16 protein-coding genes and 1 pseudogene are annotated in these 19,443 nt (G+C 71.3%); 7 read left to right on the plus strand and 10 right to left on the minus strand.

What is annotated here, in order from left to right:
• Positions 1 to 257 precede the first annotated feature (257 nt).
• Complete coding sequence (locus ACQEV8_RS08680; protein WP_432958717.1) at positions 258 to 1,460, plus strand: amino acid deaminase/aldolase; 1,203 nt, start codon at positions 258 to 260, stop codon at positions 1,458 to 1,460.
• A 28-nt stretch (positions 1,461 to 1,488) separates the two neighbouring features.
• Here ACQEV8_RS08680 and ACQEV8_RS08685 read toward each other — a convergent pair whose 3' ends face one another.
• From ACQEV8_RS08685 to ACQEV8_RS08700, 4 genes and pseudogenes are all read right to left on the minus strand, one after another.
• Positions 1,489 to 2,397, minus strand: coding sequence for a DUF2510 domain-containing protein (locus ACQEV8_RS08685; RefSeq protein ID WP_432972549.1), 909 nt, complete (start codon positions 2,395 to 2,397; stop codon positions 1,489 to 1,491).
• Positions 2,398 to 2,425: 28 nt separating this feature from the next.
• Positions 2,426 to 3,213: pseudogene (locus ACQEV8_RS08690) on the minus strand (3-oxoacyl-ACP reductase).
• The gene (locus ACQEV8_RS08695; RefSeq protein ID WP_432958720.1) at positions 3,210 to 4,583 is read right to left on the minus strand and encodes an aldehyde dehydrogenase family protein; all 1,374 of its coding nucleotides are present in this window, start codon (positions 4,581 to 4,583) and stop codon (positions 3,210 to 3,212) included. Before ACQEV8_RS08695 ends, ACQEV8_RS08690 begins: the two are co-directional and overlap by 4 nt.
• A gap of 8 nt (positions 4,584 to 4,591) precedes the next feature.
• Positions 4,592 to 5,956, minus strand: coding sequence for a glutamine synthetase family protein (locus tag ACQEV8_RS08700; RefSeq protein WP_432958723.1), 1,365 nt, complete (start codon positions 5,954 to 5,956; stop codon positions 4,592 to 4,594).
• Between the two features lie 98 nt (positions 5,957 to 6,054).
• Here ACQEV8_RS08700 and ACQEV8_RS08705 point away from each other — a divergent pair, with 98 nt between their 5' ends.
• The 3 genes from ACQEV8_RS08705 to ACQEV8_RS08715 all read left to right on the plus strand — a co-directional run bounded on the left by ACQEV8_RS08705 (position 6,055) and on the right by ACQEV8_RS08715 (position 9,120).
• On the plus strand, positions 6,055 to 6,789 hold the full coding sequence (locus ACQEV8_RS08705) for a FadR/GntR family transcriptional regulator (RefSeq protein WP_432958725.1): 735 nt from the start codon (positions 6,055 to 6,057) through the stop codon (positions 6,787 to 6,789).
• 152 nt (positions 6,790 to 6,941) lie between these two features.
• Complete coding sequence (gene eat, locus ACQEV8_RS08710) at positions 6,942 to 8,387, plus strand: ethanolamine permease (protein ID WP_432958728.1); 1,446 nt, start codon at positions 6,942 to 6,944, stop codon at positions 8,385 to 8,387.
• A gap of 43 nt (positions 8,388 to 8,430) precedes the next feature.
• Entirely contained in the window at positions 8,431 to 9,120 is a 690-nt protein-coding gene (locus ACQEV8_RS08715; protein WP_432958731.1) for a gamma-glutamyl-gamma-aminobutyrate hydrolase family protein, read from the plus strand.
• A gap of 171 nt (positions 9,121 to 9,291) precedes the next feature.
• Here ACQEV8_RS08715 and ACQEV8_RS08720 read toward each other — a convergent pair whose 3' ends face one another.
• Positions 9,292 to 10,227: a LysR family transcriptional regulator gene (locus ACQEV8_RS08720; RefSeq protein WP_432958733.1), complete on the minus strand. Its 936-nt coding sequence runs from the start codon at positions 10,225 to 10,227 to the stop codon at positions 9,292 to 9,294.
• A 70-nt stretch (positions 10,228 to 10,297) separates the two neighbouring features.
• On the opposite strand from ACQEV8_RS08720, the gene ACQEV8_RS08725 reads away from it, so the two are divergent.
• Positions 10,298 to 11,434, plus strand: coding sequence for a TDT family transporter (locus ACQEV8_RS08725; RefSeq protein WP_432958736.1), 1,137 nt, complete (start codon positions 10,298 to 10,300; stop codon positions 11,432 to 11,434).
• Here ACQEV8_RS08725 and ACQEV8_RS08730 read toward each other — a convergent pair.
• From ACQEV8_RS08730 to ACQEV8_RS08745, 4 genes are all read right to left on the minus strand, one after another.
• Positions 11,361 to 12,080 carry a helical backbone metal receptor gene (locus ACQEV8_RS08730; RefSeq protein WP_432958738.1) on the minus strand — a complete coding sequence of 240 codons (720 nt, stop codon included), beginning with the start codon at positions 12,078 to 12,080 and terminating at the stop codon, positions 11,361 to 11,363. The two genes, ACQEV8_RS08725 and ACQEV8_RS08730, sit on opposite strands and share 74 nt — an antisense overlap.
• On the minus strand, positions 12,077 to 12,646 hold the full coding sequence (locus ACQEV8_RS08735; RefSeq protein WP_432958740.1) for a helix-turn-helix domain-containing protein: 570 nt from the start codon (positions 12,644 to 12,646) through the stop codon (positions 12,077 to 12,079). The genes ACQEV8_RS08730 and ACQEV8_RS08735 overlap by 4 nt, the downstream gene beginning before the upstream one ends.
• 365 nt (positions 12,647 to 13,011) lie before the next feature.
• Positions 13,012 to 15,627 carry an ABC transporter permease/substrate binding protein gene (locus ACQEV8_RS08740; protein WP_432958743.1) on the minus strand — a complete coding sequence of 872 codons (2,616 nt, stop codon included), beginning with the start codon at positions 15,625 to 15,627 and terminating at the stop codon, positions 13,012 to 13,014.
• The gene (locus ACQEV8_RS08745; protein ID WP_432958746.1) at positions 15,620 to 16,711 is read right to left on the minus strand and encodes a quaternary amine ABC transporter ATP-binding protein; all 1,092 of its coding nucleotides are present in this window, start codon (positions 16,709 to 16,711) and stop codon (positions 15,620 to 15,622) included. Before ACQEV8_RS08745 ends, ACQEV8_RS08740 begins: the two co-directional genes overlap by 8 nt.
• A 198-nt stretch (positions 16,712 to 16,909) precedes the next feature.
• On the opposite strand from ACQEV8_RS08745, the gene ACQEV8_RS08750 reads away from it, so the two are divergent.
• Together ACQEV8_RS08750 and ACQEV8_RS08755 are read left to right on the plus strand one after the other, a co-directional pair.
• Positions 16,910 to 17,839, plus strand: a complete 930-nt coding sequence (locus ACQEV8_RS08750) for a 5'-3' exonuclease (protein WP_432972552.1) — start codon at positions 16,910 to 16,912, stop codon at positions 17,837 to 17,839.
• Positions 17,840 to 17,962: 123 nt separating this feature from the next.
• Positions 17,963 to 18,805 carry a siderophore-interacting protein gene (locus ACQEV8_RS08755; protein ID WP_432958748.1) on the plus strand — a complete coding sequence of 281 codons (843 nt, stop codon included), beginning with the start codon at positions 17,963 to 17,965 and terminating at the stop codon, positions 18,803 to 18,805.
• Between the two features lie 55 nt (positions 18,806 to 18,860).
• Here the strand turns inward: ACQEV8_RS08755 and ACQEV8_RS08760 are convergent, their stop codons facing one another.
• Complete coding sequence (locus ACQEV8_RS08760) at positions 18,861 to 19,442, minus strand: GNAT family N-acetyltransferase (RefSeq protein WP_432958751.1); 582 nt, start codon at positions 19,440 to 19,442, stop codon at positions 18,861 to 18,863.
• Position 19,443: the final 1 nt, after the last annotated feature.

Genomic DNA, 19,443 nt, shown 5'->3' on the forward strand with positions numbered 1-19,443 from the left:
TTTCCTCGTGCCCGGGCCGCTGCGTTCTGCGCGGGCCGGTGGCGTCCTGCCCGAGGCCCGGCACGAATCGTCCCGGGCACATCTACCCGTACGGACGGAGCGTCATCCCGGCGCGGATCCCCGGCCGGCTCGTCCGCCGTACGTGCGCGTCACTCTACGGCTTGTCCCTGCACGAACGGGAACCAGTCCACGACCCCGGGGCATCTGCCCGGAACGTCCCCCTACCCTGCGGTAATCCAGTCTGGCAGGCTGCGTTCATGACTGCGCGCGCCGCCGACCGGGCCCGTTACGACCGGGCCACAGCCCATCTCGACGCCCCTCTCGCGATCGTGGACCTGGAGGCATTCGACGCCAACGCCGCCGATCTGGTCCGCCGTGCCGGGGGCAAGCCCGTCCGGGTCGCCAGCAAGTCCGTGCGGTGCCGGGCGCTGCTGGAACGCGTCCTGGCCCGGGACGGTTTCGCCGGGATCATGTCCTTCACGCTCGCCGAGTCGCTGTGGCTGGCCCGCTCGGGGTTCGAGGACGTGCTGCTCGCCTACCCGTCGGCCGACCGCGCCGCGTACGCCGAGCTCGCCGGTGATCCCAAGCTCGCCGCCGCCGTCACCGTCATGATCGATGACGTCGCCCAGCTCGATCTGATCGACGCCTCGCGGGGCGGCGGTCGTGAAGTGGTGCGGGTGTGCCTGGAGTTGGACACGTCCCTGAGGCTGCTCGGCGGGCGCGTGCGCGTCGGGGCCCTGCGTTCGCCGCTGCATTCCCCCGCGCAGGTCGCGGACGTGGCCCGGTCGGTGGCCCGGCGGCCCGGCTTCGAGGTCGTGGGGATCATGGCGTACGAGGGGCATGTCGCCGGTGTCGGTGACGCGGTGGCGGGGCATCCGCTGCGGTCGCGTGCCGTACGGCTGATGCAGGCCGCCGCCAAGCGTGAACTCGCCGCGCGGCGTGCGGAGGTGGTGCGCGCGGTGCGGGCCGTCGTGCCGGGTCTGGAGTTCGTCAACGGCGGTGGCACCGGCTCGGTGCAGCACACGGCGGCGGAGGACTCGGTGACCGAGATCGCCGCCGGGTCGGGGCTGTACCTGCCGCGGCTGTTCGACAACTACACGTCGTTCAGCGGCCGTCCGTCCGCCCTGTTCGCCCAGCCGGTCGTACGGCGGCCCGGGGTGGGTGTGGTGACCGTGCTCGGTGGCGGGTATCCCGCTTCCGGGGCCGCCGGAGCGGACCGGTCGCCCGTGCCGTACCTGCCCGAGGGGCTGCGCTACGACCCGCAGGAGGGGGCCGGTGAGGTGCAGACGCCGCTGCTCGGCTCGCCCGCCGACGATCTGCTGATCGGTGACAAGGTCTGGTTCCGGCACGCGAAGGCCGGTGAGCTGTGCGAGCGGTTCGACCGGCTGCAGCTGATCGAAGGCGACGCGGTGACGGCGGCCGTCCCGACCTACCGCGGTGAGGGACACACGTTCCTGTAAGACGTCGGCCGGTCGGCCGGTCGGCCGTTCAGTCCGACGGGCCGATGCTGCTGCCGACGCCGCCGCCCGTGTCCGCGTCGCCGACCGGGCGGATGCCCTTGGTGACGCGGTCCATGTCGGCCAGCGGCGGTCCGTCCTCGCCCGCGTCGAAGACGTAGCGGACGAGGACGGGTGACTCGGTGCCGACGCTGGAGGGGAACACCAGCGACTGGACGTAGCCGCCAGGCCCCTTGGCCGTGTGGACGCGCCAGCGCACGAAGTACCCGGCGCGTCCCGCCACCGCGACCGGCCCGGACTTGACGACCTCGTGGGATTCCATGCCCCCGTGCGGCTTGCGGCCGATCCTGTCGCGGTCGTAGGCCTCTTCGGCCGCGTCGGAGATGTCCGCCTTGGCCAGGGCCTCGGGGGACTTCTCGTCGTTCGCTGTGACCGTGCGGGAGATGACGAGGCCGTGGCGGCAGGCAGTGCCGTCGCCGGGGCAGTCGTACGTGCCGTCCGTCGTCATGACGACGTCGTCCTCGGCGACGTACTGCGGGCGGACCCAGCCGTCGAGCAGCGGGAAGGTGACGCCGTTGAGCTGGTCCTCTACGACGGCCGGGTCGTCGGCGGAGGGCTCGGAGGAGGACGTGTCGGGCGTCGGCTCCGAGGAATCCGACGCGGTGGGACCGGAGGGCGTCGGAGCCGTCCTCGTCTCCGCACCGCTGTCGTCGCCGCCGGTGAGGACCAGGGCCCCGGTGACGATCGCCGCGACCAGGACCGCCCCGGCGGCGACGAGGGCGACCGCCTTCGCGCGCCCGGTGCCGCCGCCCTGGGGCGGGGGCACCGGGCCCGCCGCGGCCCCGGGCGCACGGCGGTGCTCGGTCCAGGCCGCGCCGTCCCACCAGCGTTCCAGATGAGGGCCGTGCGGGTCGGGATACCAGCCGGGCGGAGGCGTCATGCTCATCCCGGCACTCTAGAGCCAGGGCCTACAGGGGTGTGACGTACGCCCCCGCGATCCCGCCGTCGACCAGGAAGTCGGTGGCGTTCACGAAGGAGGAGTCGTCGCTGGCCAGGAAGGCGACGGCGGCGGCGATCTCCTCGGCCTCGGCGAAGCGGCCGACCGGGACGTGCACCAGGCGGCGCGCGGCGCGCTCCGGGTCCTTGGCGAACAGCTCCTGGAGGAGGGGGTGTTGACCGGGCCGGGGCACAGGGCGTTCACGCGGATGCCCTCGCGGGCGAACTGGACGCCCAGTTCGCGGGACATGGCGAGGACACCGCCCTTGGAGGCCGTGTACGAGATCTGGCTGGTGGCGGCGCCCATCCTGGCCACGAAGGACGCCGTGTTGATGATGGAGCCCCTGCCCTGGCGCCGCATGTAGGGGATGGCGGCCTTGCAGCACAGGTAGACGGAGGTGAGGTTGACCTCCTGGACGCGCTTCCAGGCCTCCAGGCCGGTCTCCAGGATGGAGTCGTCGTCGGGCGGGGAGATGCCGGCGTTGTTGAAGGCGATGTCGACGCTGCCGTAGGTGTCGTGGGCCGCCTTGAAGAGGGCCTCGACCTGCTCGGGGTCGGTGACGTCGACCTTGACGAAGGTGCCGCCGGTCTCCTCGGCGGCGGCCTTGCCGCGCACCTCGTCGACGTCGCCGCAGACGACGTGCGCGCCCTCGGAGGCGAGGCGGCGCGCGGCGGCGAGGCCGATGCCGCTGCCGGCTCCGGTGATGACGGCCGTGCGGCCGACCAGTCGGCGGCAGATGTTCTCCTGAGCCTGGGTCACTGTGCGGGGCCTTCCGTGCTGATGAAGACGTTCTTGGTTTCGGTGAAGGCGGCCAGGGCCTCGGGGCCGAGCTCGCGGCCGACGCCCGACTGCTTGTAGCCGCCGAACGGGGTCCAGTAGCGGACGCTGGCATGGGAGTTGACGGACAGGTTGCCCGCGCGGACGGCCTGGGAGACGCGGAGCGCCCGGCCGACGTCCCTCGTCCAGATGGATCCGGAGAGGCCGTACGGGGTGTCGTTGGCCAGGCGGATCGCGTCCGCCTCGTCGGTGAACGGCAGCAGGACGGCCACCGGGCCGAAGATCTCCTCGCAGGCCGCCGCCGAGTCGGGCCGCTCGCCGGTGAGCACGGTCGGCGGGAACCAGAAGCCGGGCCCTTCGGGTGCGCTGCCGCGCAGGGCCGGGGCGTCGTCGGGCACGTATCCCCGGACGCGGTCGAGCTGCTGCCGGGAGATCAGCGGGCCCATCTGCGTCTTCTCGTCGGCCGGGTCGCCCACCACCACCGCGGCCAGTGTCTTCGCCAGCAGCTCGCGGACCTCGTCGTACACCGGCTCCTGGACCAGGATGCGGGTGCGGGCGCAGCAGTCCTGGCCGGAGTTGTCCAGGAAGGAGAACGGGTCGACGGCGGTCTTGAGGTCGGCGTCGGCGAAGACGATGTTGGGGCTCTTGCCGCCGAGTTCGAGGGTGACCGGCTTGACCTGCTCGGCGCCGAGCGCGGCGACGCGCGTGCCGGTGCGGGTGGAGCCGGTGAAGACGATCTTGGCGACGCCGGGGTGCCGTGCCAGTGCCTCACCCGCGACGGCACCGTGCCCCGGCAGGACCTGGAAGAGGTGCTCCGGAAGGCCTGCCTCCAAGGCGAGTTCGGCGAGACGCAGCGCGGTGAGGGGTGTGGTCTCGGCGGGCTTGAGGATGACCGCGTTGCCGGCCGCGAGGGCGGGGGCGGTGCCCCAGGCGGCGATCGGCATGGGGAAGTTCCAGGGCGCGATCACGCCGACGACGCCGAGCGGTTCGAGGATCGTGACGTTCAGGCCGCCGGGCACCGGGATCTGCCGGCCGGTGAGCCGTTCCACTCCCCCGGCCGCGTAGTCCAGCAGGTCACGGACGTTGCCGGCCTCCCAGCGTGCGTTTCCGATGAGGTGGCCGGCCTCCCGGACCTCCAGCCGGGCCAGTTCCTCCAGGTGCTCGTCGACGGTGGCCGCGAAGCGGCGCAGCAGCCGGGCGCGGTCACCGGGCGCGAGGGCGGCCCAGACGGTCTGGGCCCGGGTGGCCAGGGTGACCGCCGCGTCGACGTCGGCCGGGCCGGCCGCCGCGATGGCGGCGACGACCTCCTCGGTCGCGGGGTTCAGTACTTCCAGGAGGTTTTCGGAAGACAAGACGGGCCTCACAGACGTTCGAAGGAGCGGCGCAGCTCCCAGTCGGTCACCGCGGCGTCGAAGGCGTCAAGTTCGACCCGGGCCATGTTGCGGTAGTGCGCGACGACCTCGTCCCCGAAGGCGGCCCGGGCTACGGGGCTGTTCTCCCAGAGCTCGGCGGCCTCGCGCAGGGTGGTGGGGACATGGGCGAAGTCGGCGGTGTAGGCGTTGCCGGGGCAGGGCTCGGGCAGCTCCAGCTTCTGCTCGATGCCGTGCAGCCCGGCCGCCACGAGTCCGGCGACGGCGAGGTAGGGGTTGACGTCGCCGCCGGGCAGCCGGTTCTCGAAGCGCAGGGAGCGGCCGTGGCCGACCACGCGGAGCGCGCAGGTGCGGTTGTCATGGCCCCAGGCGACGGCGGTGGGGGCGAAGGAGCCGGGCTGGAACCGCTTGTAGGAGTTGATGTTGGGGGCGTAGAGGAGCGAGAAGTCGCGGAGGGCGGCGAGCTGTCCGGCGAGGAAGTGCCGCATGACGTCCGACATGCCGCCTTCGCCGTCCCCGGCCATGGCGTTGCCGCCGTCCGCGTCACCGAGCGAGAGGTGGATGTGGCAGGAGTTGCCCTCGCGCTCGTTGTACTTGGCCATGAAGGTGATCGACATGCCCTCCTGGGCGGCGATCTCCTTGGCTCCGGTCTTGTAGACGGCGTGCTGGTCGCAGGTGACCAGGGCCTCGTCGTAGCGGAAGGCGATCTCGTGCTGGCCGGGGTTGCACTCGCCCTTGGCGGACTCGACGGTGAGGCCGGCCGTCGCCATCTCGTTGCGGATGCGGCGCAGCAGGGGTTCGATGCGGCCGGTGCCGAGGACCGAGTAGTCGATGTTGTACTGGTTGGCCGGGGTGAGACCGCTGTAGTTGGCGTCCCACGCCTGTTCGTAGCTGTCCTTGAAGACGATGAACTCCAGCTCGGTGCCGACCTGGGCGGTGTAGCCGAGCTCGGCCAGGCGCTCCAGCTGGCGGCGCAGTATCTGGCGGGGGGCGGCGACCACCGGGGAGCCGTCGCTCCAGGCGAGGTCGGCGTGGAGCATGGCCGTGCCCTCGTTCCAGGGGACGCGGCGCAGCGTGCTCAGGTCCGGGTGCATCGCGAAGTCGCCGTAGCCGCGGTCCCAGGAGGACATCGCGTAGCCGTCGACGGTGTTCATCTCGGTGTCGACGGCGAGCAGGTAGTTGCAGCCCTCGGTGCCGTGCTGGAGCACCTCGTCGAGGAAGAAGCGGGCGGCGAACCGCTTGCCCTGGAGCCGCCCTTGCATGTCGGGGAAGGCCAGGACGACAGTGTCGATCTCACCGCCCGCGACGAGGGCGTGCAGCTCCTCGACGCTCAGCGGGGGTGTGCGCTCTGCCACGGGAAGGCCTCCTAGGCTCCTTGGATCCGCTGCCTTGGATCCGCTGGGAGCCATAAGGTATTGCCGAGAACCATTGCTTGGGAAGGGGGTACGGCCACATGCCGGAGGAAGCTGGGGGCGAGATGCGGGACGGGCTGACGCCGGTGCTGCGGCCGGTGCGCGCGGGCAACGGCTTCGAGGAGGCGCTGGAGCAGATCCTCCAGGTCGTACGGCTGGGCCTGGTGGCGGGGGGCGAGCGGCTGCCGGCCGAGCGGGAGCTGGCGGAGCGGCTGGGGATCAGCCGGGTGACGCTGCGCGAGGTGCTGAAGGTGCTCCAGGACCAGGGCCTGGTCGAGTCGCGGCGCGGCCGCTATGGCGGCACGTTCGTGCTGCCGCGTACGGACGCGGGCGGCGAGGACGAGCTGCGGCGGCGGATCACCGAGGTCGACATAGAGGACGTGCTGCGCTTCCGCGAGGTGCTGGAGGTGGGCGCGGCGGGGCTGTGCGCGGCGCACGGACTGGACGTGAAGCAGGCGGAGCGGCTCCGTACGGCCCTGGCGCGCACACACGACGCCCCGCTCTCCGGCTACCGCCGCCTGGACACGCTGCTGCACCTCACGATCGCCGAGCTGTCCGGCTCCCCCACGCTCACGGCCCAGTACGCGGGCGTCCGCGCGAGCGTCAACGACCTCCTCGACTGCATCCCGCTCCTCGTGCGCAATCTGGAGCACTCCCAGCGGCAGCACACCGCCCTGGTGGAGGCCGTGATCGAGGGCGACGCGGACCAGGCGCGGGAGATCATGCGCGAGCACTGCGGGGGAACGGCGGCGCTGCTGCGCGGCTTCCTGGGCTGAGCCGGGCGCTGTCGTGGCGCGGTGAGGATTTGCGGGCGATTGACGCAGGGGTATTGCCTTCCTGGGTCGGCACCGCAAAGGTATGGCTCCATTCCATTGAGTCGGAGCCCACTCGATCCCGTGACCGCCGCCGCCCTGTCGGGAGTCTGCCCATGCCCCAGGAACCCACCGTCACACCCGCCGCCCCGGAGGGCGACGACTATCTGGAACGCAGAGCGCTGCGTCGCGGCAGCGCCGGATGGGTGCTGCTGACCGGCCTCGGCGTCGCCTACGTCGTCTCCGGCGACTACTCGGGCTGGAACTTCGGCCTGGCCGAAGGCGGCTTCGGGGGCCTGGCGATCGCCATGGTCCTCATGGGCGCCATGTACGCCTGCATGGTCTTCGCCCTCGCCGAGCTCTCCTCGATCCTGCCTACCGCGGGCGGTGGCTACGGCTTCGCCCGGCGGGCGCTCGGCCCGTGGGGCGGCTTCCTGACCGGCACGGCGATCCTCATCGAGTACGTCCTCGCGCCCGCCGCGATCGTCATCTTCATCGGGGACTACGTCGAGTCGCTGGGCCTGTTCGGCCTGGAGTCGGGGTGGCCGATGTACCTGGTCTGCTTCGCGATCTTCCTCGGCATCCATCTGTGGGGCGTGGGAGAGGCGCTGCGGTTCAGCTTCGTCGTCACCGGCATCGCGGTCGCCGCCCTGATCGTGTTCGCGCTGGCGGCCCTGCCCGACTTCTCCTTCGCGTCGCTGGACGACATCCCGGTCGACGCCTCGGCGGCGGGCTCGAACTCCTGGCTGCCGTTCGGTCTGCTCGGCATCTGGGCGGCCTTCCCGTTCGGCATGTGGTTCTTCCTGGGCGTCGAAGGGGTGCCGCTGGCCGCCGAGGAGACCAAGGATCCGGCCCGGACGCTGCCGAAGGCGATCCGCTGGTCCATGGGCATCCTGGTGGTGCTGGCCGTGGTCACGTTCTTCGCCGCGGCGGGCGCACGCGGTTCCGCGGCGATCCAGGAGGCGGGCAACCCGCTGGTGGAGGCGCTGCAGCCGGGCGGCGAGGCGACGACACTGAGCCGGATCGTGAACTACGCGGGCCTGGCCGGCCTGGTGGCTTCGTTCTTCTCCCTGATCTACGCGGGCTCGCGCCAGCTCTTCGCCCTGTCCCGCGCGGGATACCTGCCCCGCTTCCTGTCCCTCACCAGCCGCCGCAAGGCGCCGTACCTCGGCCTGCTGGTGCCCGGCACGATCGGCTTCCTGCTGGCGGCGCTGTCGGGCAATGGCGCCCGCATGCTGAACATCGCCGTGTTCGGCGCGACCATCTCCTACGCGCTGATGTCCCTGTCGCACATCGTGCTGCGCCGCCGCGAGCCTGAGCTGCCGCGGCCGTACCGCACGCCGGGCGGGGTGCTGACCTCCTCGGTCGCCCTGGTGCTGGCCTGTGCGGCGCTGGTCGCCACCTTCCTGGTGGATGTGACGGCGGCGGTCATCGCGCTCGTGGTGTACGTCGTCGCCGTCGGGTACTTCGGCCTGTACAGCCGCAAGCGGCTGGTGGCGAGGGCGCCCGAGGAGGAGTTCGCGGCGCTGGCCGCGGCCGAGGCAGAGTTGTCACGGGACTGAGATTGAACGAGGCGTGCGAGGCGTCGACTGTGAGGGAGTTTCCGTGTCCAGGCCGTTGATCGGGGTCAGCACGTATCTGGAGTCCGGTGCGCGCTGGGGCGTGTGGGAGCTGGAGGCGGCACTGCTGCCGGCCGGCTATCCGCGGCTGGTGCGTCAGGCGGGCGGCCTGGCCGCGATGCTTCCGCCCGACGACCCGCTGCACGCCGCCGACGTCGTGGCCCGGCTGGACGGAGTGGTCATCGCGGGCGGGCCGGATGTCGAGCCGGTCCGCTACGGCGCGGAGCGCGACCCGCGGACCGGACCGCCGGCGCGGGAGCGGGACGCGTGGGAGCTGGCCCTGATCGACGCGGCGCTGGCGGCGGGGGTGCCGCTGCTGGGCATCTGCCGGGGCATGCAGCTGCTGAACGTGGCTCTCGGCGGGACGCTCGTCCAGCACATCGAGGGACACGCGGAGGTCGTGGGCGTCTTCGGCGGCCACGCGGTCAAGCCGGTGCCGGGGAGCCTCTACGGCGGTGTCGTGCCGGAGGAGACGTTCGTACCGACGTATCACCACCAGGCCGTGGACCGGCTGGGCGAGGGCCTGGTCCCGTCGGCGCACGCGGCGGACGGGACGATCGAGGCGCTGGAACTGCCGAGCCACCCGGGGTGGGTGCTGGGGGTGCAGTGGCATCCGGAGATGGGTGAGGATCTGCGGGTGATGCGGGCGTTGGTGGAGACGGCAGCGGCGAACTGACCTCGGTGCGCGACGGCCCCAGGGGGCTCCGCCCCCCATCCAGCCCGTCCGGCTTGTGAGGACGAGGCCGTTCGGGCCGAAGCGGGGTCTGGGGGCGCAGCCCCAAGCGGGGGGGGACGAAGGGGCAGCGCCCCTGGGGATGGGACGGGTAGGGGCGGCGGGGGCGAAAAACTATCCCCGCGTCAGCGACAACAGATCCCGGGCCGGACCGGTCGGCCGATGCCCCGTAGGCCACACCGCCCTCAGATCCCGCGCCAGGGCCACGCCCTCCACCGGCACGCTCACCAGCCGTCGCATCGCCAGTTCCTCCCCCACGGCCAGTTCGCTCAGCACCGACGGCCCCGCCCCGCTCACCGCCGCCGCCTTGACCGCCGTCGTCGAGGACAACTCGATCAGCGGCCGGGCCAGTCCCCCGAGAGCCGCGTCCAGGACCTGCCGCGTACCCGACCCCTTCTCCCGGAGGATCAGCGGCGTCGACGCCAGCTCCCCCGCCGCCAAGGGCCGTCGGCGGCGGGCCCAGGGATGGCCGGGGGCCGTGACCACTATCAGCCGGTCGTGGGCGATGACCACGGAGTCCAGCCCCGTCGGAACCGACAGCCCTTCCACGAACCCCAGATCCGCCTCGTCCGACAGCAGGCGTTCCGCCACCACCGTCGAGTTGCCGGCGTGCAGGGACACCGCCGTGTCGGGCCGCTGGGCGCGCAGCGCGAGCAGCCAGCCCGGCAGCAGGTACTCGGCGATCGTCATGCTCGCCGCCACCCGCAACCGCGAGTCACGGCGGTCGCGCAGCGCCTGCGCCCCCACGTCGAACGCCTCCGCCGCCTCGACGATCCGCCGCGCCCAGTCCGTCACCAGCGCACCGGCGTCCGTCAGCCGCGACCCGCGCGGCGAACGGTCGACCAGCGCCACGCCGAGCTGCCGCTCCATCGACCGGATCCGGCTGCTCGCCGCGGGCTGGGTGATGCCGAGTTCCCGCGCTGCCCCACCGAGGCTGCCGAGCCGCGCCACCGCCAACAGCAGCTCCAGCGCCCCGAGATCCGGCACCCGGTGCGCCAGGGACCCGGTCCCGGCGGTCGGCACGTCACCCTGATCATCCGTCCTGCTCATAAACCCAGCTTATGTCGCCATAGAGGCATACTCCCTGGTGGTACGGATCCGGCCGACCGACCGTTGGGTCATGGTCACCGCAGCCCAGCCCCTCGCGTACCCCGTGTCGGTCCGTCATCTCGGCCCCAACTGGTACGCCACCGTCATGGGCACCGCCGTCGTCGCCACCGCCGGAGCCGCCCTGGCGTCGCACCTTCCCGGGCTGCGCCCCGTGCTCGCCGGTGTCTGGGCCCTAGCGTTCGTCCTGCTCCTGGCCCTGCTCGGGGCCCGGGCCGTGCACTGGGCCCACCATCGGGACCAGGCCCGCGCCCATCTCCTCGACCCGGCGACGGCTCCCTTCTACGGCTGTCTCGCCATGGCCCTGCTCGCCGTGGGCGGCGGTGCTCTCACCGTGGGCCGGGACGTGATCGGTGTGCGGGCGGCCGTCGCGCTCGACGCCGTGCTGTTCGTCGCCGGTACGGCTCTCGGGCTGGCCGTCGCCGTCACCGTGCCGTATCTGATGGCCGTGCGGCACCGGGTCGAGCCGGGACAGGCGACCCCCGTCTGGCTGCTGCCGCTGGTCGCGCCCATGGTGTCTGCCGCCGTCGGGCCGCTGCTGGTGCCTCATCTGCCTCCCGGTCAGGCCCGGGAGACGCTGCTTCTGGTCTGCTTCGCGCTGTTCGGGCTCAGTCTGCTCGCGACGCTCGTCATGCTGCCGTTGGTCTTCGGGCGGCTGCTCACCGGCGGACCGCTGCCCCTCGCCCTCACCCCCACACTGTTCCTGGTGCTGGGACCGCTCGGGCAGTCGACGACCGCCGTCGGCGCCTTCGCCGACAACGCCCCCGGCGTCGTACCCGCGCCGTACAGCCAGGGCTTCGGCGTCCTCGCCGTGCTCTACGGCGTGCCCGTGATGGGGTTCGCGCTGTTGTGGTTCTGCCTCGCCACCGTCCATGTGCTGCGCGCCCGGCGGCACGGGATGCGGTTCGCGATGACGTGGTGGTCGTTCACCTTCCCGGTCGGCACCTGTGTCACGGGCGCCGAGGCCCTGGGCCGGCACACCGGGCTCGTGGTCTACGAAGGGCCGGCGGTCGTGCTGTTCGGGATGCTGGTCGTCGCGTGGGGCACGGCCGTGGCGGGCACCGTACGCGGGCTGCTCAGAGGCGAGCTGCTCGCAGGGCCCGGTCCAGCACCCGTGGCGCCTCGGCCAGTGACGGCCCGTACCAGGTGAGGTGCCGTCCGCTGACGAGCGCGCAGGGCAGGCCGGGGAAGGCCTCAGGACCGTCGTCGGCGGTGAAGCGGTAGGGCTCGTCCGGGAGGACCACCACGTCCGGCGCCGCGGCGCGCAACTCCTCCAGCGGGATGCGGGGGTAGCGGTCGGGGTGTGCCGCGTACAGGTGGTCGATGCCGAGGCGGGCCAGGACGTCGCCCGCGAAGGTGTCGCGGCCCAGGACCATCCACGGGCGGCGCCAGATCGGCACGACCGCCGTCAGGCGGGTCACCGGCCGGGGCAGGGACGACCAGGTGTGCTCAGCCTCGTCCAGCCAGCGCGGGCGGGCCGCCACCCCGCAGGCGTCCAGGACCCGGGCCAGTTCCCGGAAGGCCCCCGGCACGTCGCGGATCTCCGTGACGAGGACCTCGACGCCCGCCGCGCGCAGGGCCGTGAGGTCGGGCTCGCGGTTCTCCTCCTCGTTGGCGATCACCAGGTCGGGAGCGAGGGAGACGATCCGGTCGGGCTTCGGGTTCTTCGTACCGCCGACGCGTACGACGTCCAGGCCCGGCGGATGGGTGCACCAGTCGGTGACGCCCACCAGGGCAGCGGGCGCGGAGAGGGCCACCGCCTCGGTCAGCGAGGGGACGAGCGAGACGACCCTCACCGGCGTGGCCGGTCCCGGACCGCTTCGATGTGCTCCGCCACGGCGACGACGATCACGCGGGTGTCCGACTCCGTGGCCCGCCAGCGGTGCCGTACGCCGCCGGTGAGGTACAGCGTGTCGCCGCGGCCGAGCCGGTAGGCGCGGCCCTCGGCCTCGATCTCCACCGCGCCGTCGGCGACGTACATCAACTGGTCGTTGCGGTACTGGAATTCACGGCCCGCGTCATGGTCGCCGAGGAACTCGGAGGCGTGCATCTGGTGGTGGCCGCGCACCAGCGACCGGGTCCGGGGCCGGGGCAGCGGTTCGTCGTCCTCGGCGCGGACGACGTCCACGCTGCAGGCCGGGTCGGCCGCGGCGAGGAGTTCCACGGCGGTGGTGCGCAGGGCGTCGGCGACCTTCTCCAGGGAGCTTCGGCTGGGACGTGCCCGGTCGTTCTCGATCTGGCTCAGGAACGGGACCGACAGGCCGCTGCGCTCGGCCACGGCGGCGAGGGTGAGCTCCAGCGCTCGGCGCCGGCGGCGCACGGCAGCGCCCACCCGAAGGGACTGCTCTTTGTGGTCGCCCATCGCTCCGGCTCCCTCCTTCGCCCGTCGATCCGGTCCCCGTGCACCAGTGTCCCGGCGCACTGCTTCTGTTGAGTTGTCTGCACCCTACGCATGTTCGGCAAACCGTTTCATGCGCCCGTCACATCGACGTCATACAGGGCGATGCGTGACCTGTCACTTCGCGCCAGGGGATCCGCCGTCTCCGAGGGCGGCGGGCGGATTCCTCCTAGGGGAGGAACAGGGCGGGGGCGGGAAGAACAGCGAGCCAGGAGAGGCTCGGGGGGTGGCGTCGCGCTATGTGGTTGTCCTGATCCCGCTCGTGGACACGAGTGCGGGGCGGGACGCGTCGTGTCGCGTCCCGCCCCGCATCCGGCCTCACCGCGGCGTCACTGCGGCGTCATGCGCTCCACCATGTCGGGGTGCTCCTTCAGCCACGCGGCGACGGCCTCTTCCTCATGGCCCTGACCGCGGTTCTTGATCTCGCTCTCCAGGGTGCCGAGCTCGTCCTCGGTCATCTTGAAGTTCTTGATCCACTTCGTGAGCTGCGGGTACTCCTCGGGGAACTTCTCGTTGGAGATGGTGCGGATCGTGTTGCCCTCGCCGAAGGCCTTCTTGGGGTCCTTCAGCTTGGTCAGCTCGTAGTCGCTGTACGCCCAGTGCGGCGACCAGAGCGTGACGGCTATCGGCTCCTTCTTGGCGTAGGCGCGCTTCAGCTCCGCCAGCATCGCGGGCGTGGAGCCGTCGACGACCTCGTACTCCTTGTCCAGGCCGTAGGCGGGCAGGACCTTGTTCTTCGCCAGGTCCATCTCGCCGGTGCCCGGCTCGATGCCGATGATCTTCCCCTTGAAGGTGCCTGACTTGCCCTTGAGGTCTTCCAGGGAGTCGACGCCCTTCACGTAGGACGGTACGGCGATCTCCAGGGAGGTCGGTTCGTACCAGGTTCCGAGGTCCCTGAGCCGGTCCTTGTTCTTGTCCCAGTAGTTCTTCTGGGCGTAGGGCAGCCAGGCGTCGAAGTTGAGGTCGAGGTCGCCCGAGGCCAGGCCCGTGTAGACGGGGCCGACGTCCATCTGCTTCAGGTTCAGCTTGTAACCGCGCCGCTCGAGGACGTTCTTCCACAGGTAGGTGACGGCGATGTCCTCGTCCCAGGGGAACCACGCCACGTCCAGGGGCTGCTCGGCCTCGGCGGGCGTGCTGCCGCCGGCGTTCTCGACCGGGGCCATCTTGTCGGCGAAGCCGGGGTTCTGCTTCAGCCAGGCGCGGACGGCATCCTGCTGATTGCCCTTGCCCGCCTTGTTGATCTCGGCTTCGAGGCTGGTGAGTTCCTTCTCGTTCATCTTGAAGTTCTTCAGCCACTCGGCGACCGTCGGATCGTCGTCCGCGAAGCCCTTGCGGGACAGGGTGTGCACGCCGTCGCCCGCGCCCCAGGCGCCCTTGGGGTCCTTGAGCTTCTTGAGGTCGTAGTCGTTGTACGCCCAGTGCGGCGACCAGAGCGTGACGACGATCGGCTTCTTCTGGGCGTAGGAGCGCTTCAGCTCGGCCAGCATCGCGGGCGTGGAGCTGTCAACGACCTTGTACTCCTTGTCCAGGCCGTATTCCTTGAGGACCTTGCTCTTGAGCAGGGCCATCTCGCCGGCGCTGGACTCGATGCCGGTGATCTTGCCGCCGAACTGGGAGGCCTTGCCCTTGAGGTCCGCCAGGGAGTCGATGCCCTTCATGTAGGAGGGCACGGACAGCTCCAGGGACGTCTTGTCGTACCAGGCGCCGAGGTCGTCGAGCTGCTTGCCGTACTTCTTCCAGTACTGGGCGTGGGTCGTGGGCAGCCAGGCGTCCGTCTGGAAGTCGACGTCGCCCTGGGAGAGGGACGTGTACAGCGGGCCAGCGTCGAACTGCTTGGCCTCGACCTCGTAGCCGCGCTGCTCCAGGACCTCCTTCCACAGGAAGGTGGAGGCGACGCCCTCGTCCCAGGGGATGTAGCCGATGCTGATCTTCTTGCCCTGGCCGACGTTCTTTCCGCCCGCCGCGGCGGTGGAGTCGGTGCTCTTGCCGAAGACACCCATGCCGCCCGCGGCGAGCGCGAGGACGACGACGCCGATCACGGCGACGGCCGGGCGGGGCCGGTAGGACCAGATCCTCAGCCCCTGGGCGGCGCGCAGCTTGGCGGCGGCGCGGCGGCCGAGCGGGGAGACCTGGGTGCCCAGGGCGCTGGTCATGCGGTCCAGGTAGATCGCGAGGATCACGATGGCCACACCGGCCTCGGAGCCCAGGCCCACGTTGAGCTGGCCGATGGCCTCGTTGACGTCGCCGCCGAGGCCGCCGGTGCCGACCATGCCGGCGATCGCGGCCATGGACAGACCGAGCATGATGACCTGGTTGATGCCGGCCATGACGGTGGGCAGGGCGAGCGGGAGCTGGACACGCAGCAGGATGTTGCGGGGCGTGGTGCCGAACGCGTCGGCGGCCTCGACCAGTTCCTTGTCGACCTGCCGGATGCCCAGCTCGGTCATGCGCACGCCCGGTGCGAGCGCGAAGATCAGCGTGGCGACGATGCCGGCGGGGGCGCCGGTGCCGAAGAACAGGATCGCCGGGATGAGGTAGATCATCGCGGGCAGCGTCTGCATGAAGTCCAGGACGGGCCGGACCAGACCGCTGACGCGGTCCGAGCGGGCCGCCCAGATGCCGACGGGTATGGAGATCACGAGCGCGATGACGGTCGCCACGAGGACGAGCGCCAGGGTGATCATCGCGTTCTCCCACAGTTCGAGGGAGTCGATGAACGCGAATCCCACGAAGGTGAGGACACCGGCGAGCGTGCCGCGCAGCCAGAAGGCGATCACGGCGAAGATGCCCGCGAGGAGGAGCGGTTCGGGGGCCTGGAGGACGGCGTTGATGCCGTCGTAGAGGCCGAGGAAGACGGTCTTGCAGAAGTCGAACAGCCACGCCATGTGGGTGGTGAGCCAGTCGACCGCGTCGTTGACCCAGCTGCCGAGCTCGATCCTAGGCACGGGCGGTCACCTTCTCTCCGCCCTTGTCCCGCGGGGAGTCGCAGGGCTGCGGGGTGGCGTCCTGCTCGTCGCCGAGGAAGCCGATCAGGCGCTGCCGGGGGACGACGCCGATCTGCTTGTTGTCCTTGTCCACGACCGAGACGGGGTGGGTGAGCCGGGCGCTGATGGCGCACAGCTCCGTGAAGGGGGTGTCGGGCGTGGCGGTCTCGCAGTGGCAGCCGGGGTCGTCGGCGGTGACCGAGGCGTCCATGAGCTCGCCGGTGGTCAGGACGCGGGAGCGGTCGACGTCCTGGGTGAAGGAGGCGACGTAGTCGTTCTCCGGCCGCAGCAGGATGTCCTGGGCGCTGCCGATCTGGACGATCCGGCCGTCGCGCATGACGGCGATGCGATCGCCCAGGCGCATGGCCTCGTTCAGGTCGTGGGTGATGAAGACGATGGTCTTCTTGAGCTTCTGCTGGAGTTCCAGCAGCTGGTCCTGCATGTCACGGCGGATCAGCGGGTCGAGGGCGCTGAAGGACTCGTCCATCAGCAGCAGGTCGGCGTCGGTGGCGAGCGCGCGGGCGAGACCGACGCGCTGCTGCATGCCGCCGGACAGCTCGTCGGGCCAGGACTTCTCCCAGCCGGCCAGGCCGCACAGGGCGAGCGCCTCGTCGGCGCGGCGTACGCGCTCGGCGCGGGGCACGCCCTGCACTTCCAGACCGTAGGCGGCGTTCTCGCGCACGCTGCGGTGCGGGAAGAGCGCGAAGTGCTGGAACACCATGCTGATCTTCCGGGAGCGGACCTTGCGCAGCTCGCGGTCGCCGAGCGTGGTCAGGTCCTGGCCGTCGAAGCGGACGTGCCCGGCGGTCGGCTCGAGCAGGCCGTTCAGCATGCGCAGCAGGGTGGACTTGCCGGATCCGGACAGCCCCATGACGACGAAGATCTGGCCGGGCTCCACGGTGAAGGACGCGTCGACCACGGCGGCGGTCGTGCCCTCGGCACGCAGTTCCTCCCGGTCGGCTCCGTCGCGGAGCCGCTCTACCGCTCGGTCCGGTCTTCTGCCGAACACTTTGTAGAGGCTCTCCGCCTCAAGCGTTGCTGACACGTGCACCTCAATCTCGACGGCAACAGAACAGAGCGAGGACAGGGCCGCAAACAGTTGAAATGCGCAACCAGCCTCGCTCTGGGCGCGCGCCTCCCCCGGATCCGAAAACCCAAACCCACAAGTGGGGCGCTTCACACAGGACGCACACACGGCAACGCGCTGTGCGGCGGCAAGTGGCTGTCAGCGGCGTACGGCATGATGCGTGGCGTGACCGGACGACTGATGCTCCTCGACACCGCCTCCCTGTACTTCCGCGCCTACTTCGGCGTCCCGGACTCGGTCCGGGCCCCGGACGGCACGCCGGTGAACGCCGTGCGCGGGCTGCTCGACTTCATCGACCGCCTGGTCAAGGACCACCGGCCCGACCAGCTCGTAGCCTGCATGGACGCCGACTGGCGGCCGCACTGGCGGGTGGAGCTGATCCCCTCGTACAAGGCGCACCGCGTCGCCGAGGAGCGCGCGGCAGGCCCGGACGAGGAGGAGGTGCCCGACACGCTGTCGCCGCAGGTGCCGGTCATCGAGGAGGTGCTGGACGCACTGGGCATCGCGCGCGTGGGCGTCGCGAGGTACGAGGCGGACGACGTGATCGGCACGTTCACCGCACGCGCCGGGGGCCCGGTCGACATCGTCACGGGCGACCGGGACCTGTACCAGCTGGTCGACGACGCGCGGGGGGTGCGTGTGCTGTACCCGCTGAAGGGTGTGGGGACGCTCCAGCTCACCGACGAGGCATGGCTCCGCGCGAAGTATGGGGTCGACGGGAGGGGGTACGCGGATCTGGCCCTGCTGCGCGGCGACCCCAGCGACGGCCTGCCGGGCGTGCCGGGCATCGGAGAGAAGACGGCCGCCAAGCTGCTGGCCGAGTACGGGGACCTGGCCGGGATCATGGCGGCGGTCGAGGACCGGCGGTCGAAGCTCACGCCGACACAGCGCAGGCGGCTGGACGAGTCACGCCCCTATCTCGCGGTCGCGCCGAAGGTGGTCCGGGTCGCGGACGACGTACCGCTGCCCGATGTCACCACGGCGTTGCCGAAGGCCCCGCGCGACCCGGAGGAGCTTCGGACCCTGGCGGCGCAGTGGGGACTGGGCGGCTCACTGGAGCGTCTTCTGACCACACTGGCGGTGTGACGAGGGCGGGCCGACGGCCTTCCGGAGGCCGGTGATGTTCATGAACCTCTCATTCGGGAGGTGTTAAGTGGGGACGAGGTGCTAACTTAGGTAAGCCTAACTATGTGAGACAGGGAGGTCCTCATGGCAGAGCGACCCGGACGCCAGCCGCGTAAGCCGCACTCCGCTCAGGTCGTCCGCACCGAGCGGCTGACTCCGCACATGCAGCGTGTGGTGCTCGGCGGCGAGGGCCTCGCCGACTTCGCGGCGGGCACATGCACCGACCACTATGTGAAGCTGCTGTTCCCGCCCGAGGGCGTGACCTACCCGGAACCCTTCGACATGCAGCGCATCCGCGACGAGGTCCCGCGCGAACAGTGGCCGGTGACCCGGACGTACACGGTGCGCCATTGGGACGCCGAGCACCGCGAGCTGACCCTGGACTTCGTCGTCCACGGCGACGAGGGCCTGGCCGGTCCATGGGCGGCCCGCGTCCAGCCGGGCGAGACCGTGCGCTTCATGGGACCGGGCGGGGCGTACGCGCCCGACACCGACGCCGACTGGCATCTGCTCATCGGTGACGAGAGCGCGCTGCCCGCGATCGCCTGCGCCCTGGAGGCCCTGCCGCGCGGGGCCAAGGCATGCGCCTTCGTGGAGATCTCCGGCCCCGAGGAGGAGCAGAAGATCGACTCGGACGTGGAGGTCGTCTGGCTGCACCGCGGCGACCGGCCCCTCGGCGAGGCGCTGGTCGAGGCGGTGCGGAACCTGGAGTTCCCCGAGGGCCGGGTGCACGCCTTCGTGCACGGCGAGGCGCACTTCGTGAAGGAGCTGCGCCATCTGCTCCGGGTCGAGCGTCACATCGCGCGCGAGGACCTGTCGATCTCCGGCTACTGGCGACGCGGCCACAACGAGGACGGCTGGCAGGCCTCGAAGCGGGACTGGAACGCGCGCATCGAGTCGGAGCAGGAGAGCAGCCCGGCCGCCTGAGCGAGGCGAGCGCGACGGCCCGCCGCGACGCACTCTCAGCTGCCGCGACGCACCCTCAGTCGCCCCGCACCCGCGCGTGAAGATGCATGTCGTGCCAGCCGTCCGGGTGCGGGACGGCATCGCGCTTCGTGCCCTCCAGGGCGAAGCCCGTCCTGGTGGCGACACGGCAGGACGCCTCGTTGCGTACGGCGTGCAGGAGTTCCAGGCGGTGGAAGCCGGTCTCGTCGAAGGCCCAGCGGGTCAGCGCGGTCGTGGCACGCACGGCGATGCCCCGGCCCCGGGCCGCCGGGACGGTCCAGTACGCCACCTCCGCCACACCGTCGTCGAGCCGTATCTCGCGCAGCGCGACCCGCCCCAGCAGCGAGCCCGAGTCCGCGTCGGTGACCGCCCAGTGCGCCTCCTTTTCCTCCTCCCACGCCCGGTGCCAGTCGCCGATCCACCCGGCCACCTCGTCCTCGGAGTCGGCTGTCCGGGCGTGCCACTGGTGCATCACGGGATCCTGGAAGACCTCGTACACCGCGGGCGTGTCCACGATGCGCCAGGGACGCAGAAGAAGTCCGTCGCCGGTGGCGAAGGTGGGCTGCGGGCTGCGGGCGAGGGACCCGGCGGTCAGGACCGGGCTGGTGAGGAACGGCATG

It is taken from the genome of Streptomyces sp. CA-179760, from assembly GCF_050937045.1.
Lineage (GTDB): Bacteria > Actinomycetota > Actinomycetes > Streptomycetales > Streptomycetaceae > Streptomyces.